The 12063-nt window shown below is 46.4% G+C and carries 8 protein-coding genes; all 8 read left to right on the top strand.

Features of this window, described 5'->3' with window-relative positions:
* The first annotated feature begins 142 nt into the window (after positions 1-142).
* The 8 genes from argC to HWX64_RS01350 all read left to right on the top strand — a co-directional run bounded on the left by argC (position 143) and on the right by HWX64_RS01350 (position 11296).
* On the top strand, positions 143-1177 hold the full coding sequence (gene argC, locus HWX64_RS01315; protein WP_175986608.1) for an N-acetyl-gamma-glutamyl-phosphate reductase: 1035 nt from the start codon (positions 143-145) through the stop codon (positions 1175-1177).
* 195 nt (positions 1178-1372) lie between these two features.
* Entirely contained in the window at positions 1373-2605 is a 1233-nt protein-coding gene (gene argJ / locus HWX64_RS01320; RefSeq protein WP_175986610.1) for a bifunctional ornithine acetyltransferase/N-acetylglutamate synthase, read from the top strand.
* The gene (argB, locus tag HWX64_RS01325) at positions 2568-3374 is read left to right on the top strand and encodes an acetylglutamate kinase (protein WP_254871008.1); all 807 of its coding nucleotides are present in this window, start codon (positions 2568-2570) and stop codon (positions 3372-3374) included. The genes argJ and argB overlap by 38 nt, the downstream gene beginning before the upstream one ends.
* Complete coding sequence (locus HWX64_RS01330) at positions 3371-4531, top strand: acetylornithine transaminase (protein ID WP_175986612.1); 1161 nt, start codon at positions 3371-3373, stop codon at positions 4529-4531. The genes argB and HWX64_RS01330 overlap by 4 nt, the downstream gene beginning before the upstream one ends.
* 71 nt (positions 4532-4602) lie before the next feature.
* The gene (locus HWX64_RS01335) at positions 4603-5667 is read left to right on the top strand and encodes a carbamoyl phosphate synthase small subunit (protein ID WP_175986614.1); all 1065 of its coding nucleotides are present in this window, start codon (positions 4603-4605) and stop codon (positions 5665-5667) included.
* Complete coding sequence (locus tag HWX64_RS01340) at positions 5660-8743, top strand: carbamoyl phosphate synthase large subunit (protein WP_175986615.1); 3084 nt, start codon at positions 5660-5662, stop codon at positions 8741-8743. Before HWX64_RS01335 ends, HWX64_RS01340 begins: the two co-directional genes overlap by 8 nt.
* Before the next feature lie 2 nt (positions 8744-8745).
* Complete coding sequence (argF, locus tag HWX64_RS01345; RefSeq protein ID WP_175986617.1) at positions 8746-9705, top strand: ornithine carbamoyltransferase; 960 nt, start codon at positions 8746-8748, stop codon at positions 9703-9705.
* A 214-nt stretch (positions 9706-9919) separates the two neighbouring features.
* Positions 9920-11296 carry a VWA domain-containing protein gene (locus HWX64_RS01350; protein WP_175986619.1) on the top strand — a complete coding sequence of 459 codons (1377 nt, stop codon included), beginning with the start codon at positions 9920-9922 and terminating at the stop codon, positions 11294-11296.
* Positions 11297-12063 lie beyond the last annotated feature (767 nt).

The raw sequence follows: 12063 nt of genomic DNA on the forward strand, positions 1-12063 counted from the left end.
TGCTTTAAAGCGCTGAGGAACGGGCTTTTTCTTTAGGATAGAATGTTTGTGATTAATTTTTAATAAATATACTATTGATTTTATTTTTATGCAGTCATATAATAAGACCTAATTTAAATCTATAGTGTGTGGTGAGTGACTGATGAAAGTTGGAATTGTTGGATCTACAGGTTATGGTGGTGTAGAACTGCATCGCCTCCTGTCGAATCACCCTTCAATCGAAAATTGTATTTTGTATTCATCAACGTTGAATGGGAATTCATATGTTGAGCAATATCCCCATCTGACTGATCTATCGAATGAATCGGTCCATGTCATTCAGTTTGATGAAATGAAACGGCTTGATGCGGTGTTCCTGGCGGTTCCGGCAGGTATCTCCAAAGAGATGACGCCAAAGTTGCTGGGAGGGAAGGCAAAGATAATTGATCTGTCCGGGGATCTTCGATTGCAGGATCCAAAGGACTATGAGGACTGGTATAAGGGAGTCTCGGCAGAAACCTCCGTCTTAAGCAAAGCTGTTTACGGGCTGACAGAATGCAATCAGGGTGCCATTAAAGAAGCGGACCTCATCGCTAACCCGGGCTGCTTCCCTACCGCGACCCTGTTGGCGCTTGCCCCGCTGGTCCAGCAAAAGCTTATACAGCCGGATTCATTGATCATCGATGCCAAGACGGGTCTTTCGGGAGCAGGACGGAAGCCGTCGCTATCCAGTCATTTTTCCGAAACACAGGAAAACTTAAGGATCTACAAGGTTCATGAGCATCAGCATACCCCGGAGATCGAACAGCAGCTGAAGCGTTGGAACCCTGATTCGGCACCTGTGACCTTTACGACTCATCTAATTCCTATGACGCGCGGCATCATGACAACCATTTATGGTGAGCTTCCGGCGAAGCAAACGACAGAGGAGCTGCATGAACTTTATCAAGACTTTTACAGCGGCAGTCCCTTTGTACGGATTCGGCCAATCGGCCAATTTCCAAGTACCAAAGAAGTGTTCGGCACCAATTTCTGCGATATTGCTATAAAAGTAGATGAGAGGACGGGCAGAGTGACAATCGTTTCCGTCATTGACAATTTGATCAAAGGTGCAGCAGGCCAGGCGGTACAAAATATGAATCTCATGTTCGGTCTCGAAGAAACGGCCGGACTTCAATACTATCCAATTTATCCATAGTCTTTTTTTCTAATAGATTGTTGCTTTTCGTACATACTGGGAGCCTGAATGGTGCATGTCCACGTACTCTTTTCAGATTCAAGCCTATAAGAGGTATAGTCATAAATCCCGAAAATGCCCAAGATCCGGTATTTTCTTGTTTATAAATCAACCCAGTAAGCGAAAAGAGCTTATCCATAAAAGGAGGAGAGAGAAATGAGCGTCATGGAGAAAAAAGCAGTGCAGAAGGTAGCGGGGGGGAGCATATTATCCCCTGAAGGTTTCAAAGCGGGCGGCCTCCATATCGGTCTGCGTTACGAAAAAAAGGATTTTGGCGTGGTGTACAGTGAAACACCTGCCCAGAGCGCAGCGGTTTACACAAAAAGTCATTTTCAGGCAGCCCCACTTAAAGTGACGCAGGAAAGCATCTCAGCTGCCGGCATACTCCAGGCAGTCGTATGCAACAGTGCGATTGCCAATGCCTGCACCGGCGAGCAGGGATTGAAAGATGCATTGAAAACAAGAGAACTGATTGCAAAGCGCTTCAAGCTGCCTGAGGAGTATGTTGCCGTCGCTTCGACAGGAGTGATCGGTGAATGTCTCCCGATGGAAAAAATGGAGCAAGGGTGCAGCGATATTGCAGTCCACAGGGATTACAACAGTGCTAAATCTTTTCAGCAGGCGATCTTGACGACAGACACAGTTGAAAAAGCCAGCTGTGTCGAGGTGGTGATCGATGGAAAGACCGTCACGATTGGCGGTGCTGCCAAGGGATCGGGGATGATTCATCCGAATATGGGAACGATGCTCGGCTTTATCACGACGGATGCCAATATCGCCTCCCCAGTCTTGCAAAGTGCCTTGAAAAAAGCGGTCAATACTTCTTTTAATCAGATTACAGTGGACGGGGAGACGTCTACGAATGACATGGTCATTGTTATGGCAAACGGAGCGGCTGGGAACAAGCCGTTAAATGAAAATCATCCTGACTGGGTTCATTTCCAGGAAGGGATCACTCTTTTATGCGAAGATCTGGCAAAACAGATTGCCCGTGACGGGGAGGGGGCGACAAAGCTTGTGGAGGTTGAGGTGAATGGCGCTCATTCCACTGAAGATGCCAACATCATCGCCAAGAAGATAGTCGGATCGAACCTCGTCAAGACAGCCATTTACGGCGCAGACCCTAACTGGGGGAGAATTGTCGGTGCAATGGGTCACAGTGATGTAACCCTCCAGCCTGAAACATGTGACATTCACATTGGCGATGAACTTGTTTTCTCAAATGGCACACCCCAGGTTTTCAATGAGCAGAGTGTAAGTGAATATATGAAAAATGAAGAGCATGTGGTCATCAAAGTTCTTTTGCAAGATGGTCAGGGAGATGGAAAAGCTTGGGGGTGCGACTTAACATATGACTATGTCAAAATCAATGCCAGCTACCGAACGTGAGATGCTCGTCATCAAACTCGGGGGGAGCATCCTTTACAGCCTTTCCCCGCAATTTTTTGAGAGTATGGCCGAAATGATGAAGAAATATAACGCGGTGATTGTTCATGGAGGCGGACCTGAAATAACGAATATGCTAGAAAAGCTGAATATAGAAACGACCTTTATTAACGGACAGCGTAAGACGACGGAACCTGTTTTAGAGATTGCGGAAATGGTTTTAAAAGGGAAAGTGAACAGCTATCTCACCAACCAATTGAATTCACATGGGATGAAAGCGGTCGGGCTGTGCGGGTATGATGCCCATTTATTAGAAGCCGTCCTGATTGATGAAGAATCACTTGGGTTGGTCGGTGAAATTGAAGACGTGCAGAATGACTTGCTTACCGGCATGACCTCGGCAGGGTATCTCCCTGTCATTGCGCCCCTTGCCCTTACAAAAGAGGGTACTAAAGTGAATGTGAACGCTGACCTCGCCGCTGCTTCGATTGCGAAAGCAGCTGGAGCAGGGAAGCTCCTATACGTAACGGATGTACCCGGTGTCCTGCAAGATGGCGAGATGATTTCGGAGGCAACAGCTGAAGAAATCAATCAATTGATTGGAACAGGAGTGATCTCGGGAGGCATGATCCCGAAGGTCAAATCCGCACTTTCCGTGTTATCGCCGAGCCTGAAAGAAGTGATGATTGTCGGAGGACAACAGGCGTTTTTCCAAGACGGAAATATTCTGGGTACAAAAATTACTGAAAAAGGAGCGGTTGCAGCCTCATGAGCCATTTATTCCCTACGTATAATCGATTGGATATGGAACTGATTTCGGGTGAAGGGACCAAGGTGAAAGACTCTGACGGACAGACGTACATGGATTTCATTGCCGGTATTGCCGTCTGTAATCTCGGTCACTCGCCGGCAGTGGTAAAAAAGGCTGTGGAAGAGCAGCTGGATAAAATATGGCATGTGTCCAATCTCTTTCAACTGTCCCTGCAGGAAGAAGCCGCTGAGCTTCTGGCAGCCGCCAGCGGGATGGATGCCGTCTTCTTTTGCAACAGCGGGGCGGAAGCGAACGAAGCCGCTATCAAACTGGCAAAAAAGCATACAGGAAAAACAAAGATTCTTACCTTTAAACAATCCTTCCACGGGCGCACGTTCGCGACGATGAGTGCGACAGGGCAGGAGAAAATCCACGGCGGATTCGGCCCGCTGCTTCCGACGTTTGAGTACCTGCCGTATAACGATGTGGAGGCTCTCTCGAAAATCGAAGCTGATGATATTGCAGGGATTATGGTGGAAGTGATTCAAGGGGAAGGCGGAGTGATTCCCGGAACAGAAACCTTTTTGAAAGAAGTACAGAATAAATGCAGGGAGATCGGTGCCCTCTTGATCATCGATGAAGTGCAGACAGGGGTTGGACGAACCGGAGTACCTTTTGCCTATCAACACCATGGTTTACATCCGGATATCGTCACAGCCGCTAAAGGTCTCGGAAGTGGATTCCCGGTCGGAGCGATGATCGGACGGAAAGAGCTCATCCAGACTTTTTCACCAGGCACCCATGGCTCCACGTTCGGCGGAAATCCCCTGGCGATGGCTGCTGTGAAAGCGACTCTTGAAACAATTATGGATGAATCGTTTTTAAGTGGCGTGAAAAGTAAATCCAACACATTCATCCAGTCCCTTAAAGATAAAATGGAGCCTTTATCGCTTGTGAAAGAAGTGAGGGGAGAAGGTTTCATGATCGGGATACAAGTAGAGGGTGAAGCGAAGGAAGCCATTGAACACCTGAGGAAAAACGGACTGCTGACACTGCCGGCAGGTCCCGATGTCATCCGGCTGCTGCCTCCATTGACGGTTACGGAAGCAGAGCTTGAGGAAGCACTCACGATACTGGAACAGTCCCTTAAGCAGCAAACCGAAGAAGCAGTCCGATAAATTTTTTTACTTATAATTGCATAAAAATACTTATTCAATAATAAAAATTCATTTTTAAGGAGGGATTAGTCATGACCGGCTACTTAAGTTTAGAAAATGGGACAGTTTTCAAAGGAGAGCTGTTTTCCGCCAGCAAAAGCCCCGTTATAGGAGAAATTGTCTTTTTTACAGGAATGACGGGGTATCAGGAGGTTCTCACTGATCCTTCTTATAAAGATCAAATCGTTGTATTCACCTATCCGCTGATCGGTCAGTACGGAGTCAATGAAGGTGATTCGGAAAGTGCAGTGCCGCAGGTGAAAGGTGTGATCATGCTGCATTGCCCGGACACTTATTCCCATTATCAAGCGACGTCTTCTCTTAAAGAGTATCTACACAAGTGGGAAATTCCATATATGACCGGAGTGGATACCCGGCAGGTGGTCAAAACGATCAGGGAGCTGGGAAGTCAAAATGCATGTATAAGCACTGCACCTGATATTCCAGCATCGGAAAAGCTGAAGGGACAGATCCAAAAAGTGGCTTCTGCAGAATTAAATCATGTTGGAAGCGGGGAGGTGCATGTTGCACTTCTTGATTTCGGGGTGAAAAAATCAATCATCACGAGTCTCGTGAATATGGACTGCTCGGTTACCGTGGTCCCTTATGACCGCATCGAGTTACTTGAAACGTTGAAAGTCGATGCACTCGTCATTTCGAATGGTCCCGGCGATCCGAAAGAAATGGCAGACGTGCTGCCGAAGTTGAAAGAATATATTCTTGCATTGCCGACACTTGGGATTTGTCTGGGACATCAATTAATCGCCCTTGCGTTAGGGGGCAATACGCGGAAGCTCCTATTCGGGCACCGGGGAGCGAACCATCCAGTCATCGACCATGAAACCGGCCAGGTTTACTTGACCTCGCAAAACCATAACTATGTGGTGGAGGATGAAAGTTTACAGGATACCGGGCTTAATCCGCGTTTTTTCAATGTAAATGACGATTCTGTAGAAGGGCTGCAGCATAAGACGAAACCGATCCTTTCTGTGCAGTTTCACCCTGAAGCAAGACCGGGTCCTGAAGATGCATCATACATCTTTGAAGAATTCTATCAATCCATCAAACAACCAGGGAGAGAGAAGATTTATGCCTAAAGATTCAAGTATACAGAAGATCCTTGTGATAGGATCAGGTCCGATCATCATAGGGCAGGCAGCAGAATTTGATTATTCCGGAACGCAGGGCTGTCTTGCCCTCAAAGAAGAAGGATATGAAGTCGTCCTTGTGAACCATAATCCGGCTACCATCATGACCGACACCGAAAATGCCGACAAGGTCTACTGTGAGCCCCTCACGGTTAAAACGGTCACCTCCATCATTGAAAAAGAGAATCCCGATGGGGTGGTCGCGAATCTCGGCGGTCAGACAGCTCTCAATCTTGCGGTGGAGCTACATGAGAAAGGGGTGCTTGAGAAATACGGTGTGAAGCTCCTCGGCACCTCGGTGGAGTCGATCCAGAAAGGGGAAGACCGCGAGAAGTTCCGCAACCTTATGAACGAGCTCGGTCATCCTGTCGCTGAAAGTGAGATTGTGGAGGACGTTGATGCAGCCCTTGCTTTCTCGGAAAGAATTCCGCTTCCGATCATTGTCCGCCCCGCCTATACATTGGGAGGCAGAGGAGGGGGGATCGCCTCCACGAAAGAGGAGTACGTCAAGCTTGTGCAAACCGGATTGAAAGCAAGCCCGATCAATCAGATCCTTGTGGAAAAAAGCATTGCCGGCTTCAAGGAAATCGAGTATGAAGTGATGAGAGATTGTAAAGGAAACTGTATATCAGTGTGCAACATGGAAAACTTCGATCCTGTAGGTGTCCACACGGGTGACTCCATCGTCGTTGCACCATCCCAGACCCTCAGGGATCAGGAGTTCCATATGCTCCGTACGGCGGCTTTTGACATCATCAATGCACTGGATGTGGTGGGAGGCTGCAATATACAGTTTGCTTTAGACCCTGACAGCAATCAGTACTATGTCATTGAAGTCAATCCGCGGGTCAGCCGTTCATCGGCGCTCGCATCGAAGGCGACCGGCTATCCGATCGCGAAGATCGCCGTCAAGCTTGCCGTCGGCTTTACACTGAATGAAATCATCAATCCGCTGACGAGAACGACTTATGCAAGCTTCGAACCTGCGCTTGATTATGTGGTCGTCAAGTTCCCGCGCTGGCCCTTCGATAAGTTCCCGGAAGGAAACCGCCGTCTCGGGACTAAAATGAAAGCGACCGGAGAAGTCATGGCCATCGAACGTACGCTGGAAGCGGCTTTTCAAAAAGCGATTCAATCCCTTGATATTGGCGCAGGAGGCCTTTCCCTGAAAGAAGAGCTGTCTTCCTTCACGGACGATGACTTGCTTGAGGCAATCGTAACACCGACGGACCTTCGCTTCTTTCAGCTTGTGGAGCTTTTGAGAAGAGGTCATGGTATGAAAGAACTTCATGCCAGAACGGAAATCGACTTTCTGTTCCTGTCTCTCTTGCAAAATCTTTTAGCTGTCGAGGAAAAACTGATAGAGGGTCCCTTAAATGAGGACCTGCTGGAGCAAGCGAAGAAATACAGGTTTGAAGATTGTGAGATTGCAAGACTATCAGGCATAGCTGAAAGTGAGGTCACTGCATTAAGAAAGCAATTCGGAATCAGCCCAAGCTTTAAAATGGTCGATACATGCGCAGGCGAGTTCGAAGCCATAACCAACTATGCATACTCCACTTACTATGGAGAAAATGAAATCCAGCCGCTCGATGGCGGGAAGAAGGCGCTCATCATCGGCTCGGGCCCAATCAGGATCGGCCAGGGAGTGGAGTTCGATTACAGCGCGGTTAAAGCGAATCAACGATTGCAGAAGCACGGCTACAAAACGATCATCGTCAATAACAACCCTGAAACGGTCAGTACTGACTATGAAACAGCTGACCGCCTGTATTTCGAACCGGTCACTCTGGAGAGCGTCTTAGCGATCATTGAACATGAAGGAATCGATACCGTGCTTGTCCAATTTGGAGGGCAGACGGCATTGAATCTTGCCCCGCTTTTAGAAGAGGAAGGGGTCCGCCTTCTTGGAATCAACTCTGACACGATTGACGCTGTCGAAGACCGTGACCGATTCTATCAATTGCTTGACGGGCTGTCGGTTCCCCGGGTGGATGGGGATATCTGTCATAGTAAAGCGGAAGCGCTGAAGGTAGCGAAGAATTTACATTTTCCGATTCTATGCCGTCCGTCTTATGTCATCGGCGGTAAAGGGATGGTGAAAGTGGAAACCCTGGGTGAGCTTCAGGAGTGGCTTCAAGGAGCGGATGATGACTATTTCCCTGTTCTGGTGGACGAATTTAAAACGGGCCGGGAAGCTGAAATCGATCTGGTTGCAGATGGGGAAAACGCCTATATTCCAGGAATAATGGAGCATATCGAACGAGCGGGTGTGCATTCAGGAGACAGCATGGCTATTTTTCCGGCCGGGTCACTTTCTGAGAACGTAAAGGAAGCTATTGAAGAATATGCCGGAAAAGTGGTCTCTGCCCTCAGTTATACAGGCATCATGAATATCCAGTTCCTTATCCAGGGAGAAGAGGTATTCATTTTAGAAGTCAATCCGCGGGCCAGCCGTACGGTCCCGATCATCAGCAAGGTCATCGGCTTCTCGCTGATTGATATGGCAACAGACCTGTTATGTGATGAAAACCTGAAAATAGATTCGTTCATGGCGCCGTCCACTGATGAGTTGACGATGGTGGCAGTCAAATATCCGGTATTTTCTTCTCATGCACTGCCTGAGCTTGACCATATCCTGGGTGCGAATATGAAATCAACAGGAGAAGGGATGTGTCTCGGGCATACGGTGGAAGAAGCTTTGTTTAAGGTGTTTGAACCTTTACATGATCAAATGCAGGGCGGAGGCACTATGTTCATCGATGGAGACATAGGCAGTCTCCAAGCCTATCAAACTTCCGGCAAAGCTGAATTCAGTGAGTGGGTGGATTCTCCCGCGGCAGCAGTCTACTTCAATAACCAGGATACCGAAGAAATGAAGAAGAAACGCATTCAAGCATTGGAAGCGGGAGTCGCCGTCATCACGGAAAAAGAAACCCTGCTTGCGTTTATAAAGAGTATGGAGGCTGCCGATGTTGCTCCGATCCCATTGGCGAAACCTAAAACGATGCAAGGAGTGAAGTGAACATGACGAAATCAAATGCTGTCTTGTCCCCGTTTAAGAAAATCTCACTAAAAGGAAGAGACGTATTGACGTGGCTGGACTATACAACAGAAGAGGTGCATGAACTCCTGTCACTGGCAGAGCATCTGAAAAAGAACCCGGTCACAAAGCAGCTTGAAGGCAAAACACTCGGAATGATCTTCGAGAAATCATCGACAAGGACCCGCGTATCCTTTGAAGCTGGCATGCTGCAGATGGGCGGCCATGCGATCTACCTGAATTCCCGGGATATCCAGCTTGGCAGAGGTGAATCGATCGCAGATACCGCAAAAGTCCTCTCTTCGTATCTCGATGCCATCATGATCCGTACCTTTGAACATGAAAAAGTCGCCGAGCTCGCTGAACATGCAAGTGTGCCCGTCATCAACGGCTTATGTGATACGTATCATCCCTGTCAGGCACTTGCCGACGTATTGACCATTTATGAATTAAAGGGTCAGCTCGCTGGACTGAAGGTTGTCTATATAGGGGACGGGAATAATGTCGCCCACTCCTTCATGATCCTGTGTGCGAAGCTTGGAATGGATGTGGTGGTGTCATGTCCTAAAGGCTATGAGCCGTCTCAAGCAATAATCGATGCCACAGTTGAACTGGCTCAGCATAGCAGCGGAAGCTTCACGCTTACCTATGATCCAGTGGAAGCGGCTGCCGGCGCCGATATTGTCTATACAGACGTATGGGCCAGCATGGGTCAGGAAGAGGAGACGGACGAGCGACTTCAGGTATTCGAGCCTTACCAGGTAAATGAAGAATTACTTTCCTATTCCTCGGACGATGTGAAGTTCCTGCACTGCCTCCCTGCTCACCGCGGGGAAGAGGTGACAGCGGAAGTCATCGATGGCGGGAAGTCGGCCGTGTTCCAGCAGGCGGAGAATCGTTTGCATGTGCAGAAGGCGATTTTGTTGTCGGTTCTGGCAGGATAAATATAGATGGATGAACCCCGTTTCTATTTTGATGGAGCGGGGTTTTTTTATGTGTGAAATAACATTCATTACTTAATACCTGTAAAAAAATACGGGATATTATGATAAAGTCATGAAGGGATTTTGAAATATTGTAAATAAATGGTTTGATTCTGTCTGATTTGGGCTACTTATTAGTGGAACATATTCACAGAAAGAAAAGCGGGGAGGAAAGATGATGAAACAAAAAAGCTGGGCATTCATCTTGATGGTCGTTTTGCTGGCAGCAGCAGCGGGATGTTCACAAGATCAGAAGGTATCAGAATCTAAAGAAACCGGCTCGGAGCAAACGAAAGAATCGAATAAAGAAAAAACCGATAAAGAAGAAAAAAAGAATATACCGAAAGCGGCTGTATATAACGTAGAAGAAATCGTAAAAGAAAAAGGGAAGTACGATCCTGAGAAATTGGGTTCAGATGAACAATATAAGAAAGAACTCCTGGAAGAAATAGAAAAAGCACCTGATAATCTTACTGGAGAAGAAGCATACTCGCTGGTGGTCTCCCTGGTCGCCGCTGATATTGAGAAGGAAGCGGAAGGATTTGAGAAGGTCGATCCCGTCATTACGATAGACTCCTCTACACCTGAAGATGATATCGATATTCCTGAACAGGAAAAAGTGAATGTGGCCATCCTCTTGGACGCAAGCGGGAGTATGGCAGGAAAAGTCAGCGGCGGCCAAAAGATGAAGCTCGCCAAGCAGGCGATACAGAAATACGCACAGGATCTGCCGGAGGGTTCGAACATCATGCTCCGTGTTTACGGTCATAAAGGAACAGGTTCTGATGCTGACAAGGAAATGTCCTGCAAGAGCAATGAGGTAGTTTATGATTTGGGTACTTATGATGAAGAAAAGTTTGCGCAATCGCTCGACCGCTTTGATCCTTCAGGCTGGACGCCGTTAGCCGGTGCTATAGAGGCTGCACAGAAAGACCTGGAGAATCAAAAAGGAGAGAATATAAAAAATGTCATCTATGTTGTAAGTGATGGTGTGGAAACTTGTGACGGCGATCCTGTATCGGCGGCAAAGTCCCTGAATGAGTCCGATATCCAGGCAGAAGTGAACATCATCGGTTTTGACGTCGACAACGAGGGCCAGGTCAAACTGAAAGAAGTCGCGGAAGCAGGCGGAGGCCAGTATAAATCCGTCTACTCTGAAAGTGAACTGAATGATTATTTGAAAGAAGAATACAGCCGTTTATATTGGGAATGGCTCTCATGGGGGAACGACCGGTACTTTGACATTCTTGGCCAGAGCAATGATATCTACTTTGACATGCTTGGATACGGCAACGATATTTACTTTAAATCACTCGGAGCTAAAAATGTCATGAGCAGCCTCCGCTATGATTTAAAGGATATGAATAAATTCAAAGATGAAGAAGCGGAAGACAAATACAGGGAACTGATCAACATCAGACATGAAACAGTGGATGAATATTTCGATCAGGAAGAAGAAAGGAAAAATAAAATCCGGAAAGAAATGAAAGAGAAGCTTGAGAAAAAAGTAAAAGAACTGAAAGAAAAAAACACGGATAAATATTCTTCCTGATTCGAACAGCGTTGCACAGGGATTTTAACTGTTGGGATTGCTGAATTTTAAAGACACTTTCTAATAAAAGTAGGTAGTTCACTTTAGAGGTACAAACCATAAAAATTCATAGTCTTTAGCATACGAATTCGCACCATTATTCGTATGCTATTTTTAATTGATATTACAGCATATCTTTTACTTTCAAGTGTGTTTTCTTATCTAAGATCGCATCACGTTTTGCAACACTGAAATATATTTTGTAGTCTTTTAATCTACGTGGAGAATTCACTTGCGGAATGGTTTAAAAAAGCCAACTATGATTAATTCGTTTTTATAGGAATTAAAATAACTTAACAAGTTTACTATGATTCTTTCTTTGAAATAAGCCCTTTGTTTATTCAATAAGCGATTCTTTATTCCTGGCCCCCTCCCCCATAGAAGCAAGTACCAAAAAAGTGCCAGCACCATGAGATCATATATAAGGGAAGAAATTTCCCTTAATGAAGAAATGTCGAGGAAAAAAGGTCAAATAGGGGAAAAATTTTCAGCTATTAACTTAAAAACATGAAAAATTGGGTCACTGAGCATGCTTAACGGTAAATCATTCCCTTATTTACCTCTCCCAAGCTAAATTTTGCAGTTTAACGGAAATATTTCCCCTTATTTTAAGGACCCTTCCTTTTACCTTGGTTACTTTCTCAATTAATGGATTAATTATGTGATTTTTATTACGAATTCATAGTAAAAAAGCAGTCCTTTTTGGACTGCTTTTTCTAGTTTTACAC

It is taken from the genome of Bacillus sp. Marseille-Q1617 (assembly GCF_903645295.1).
Taxonomy (GTDB): domain Bacteria; phylum Bacillota; class Bacilli; order Bacillales; family Bacillaceae_B; genus Rossellomorea.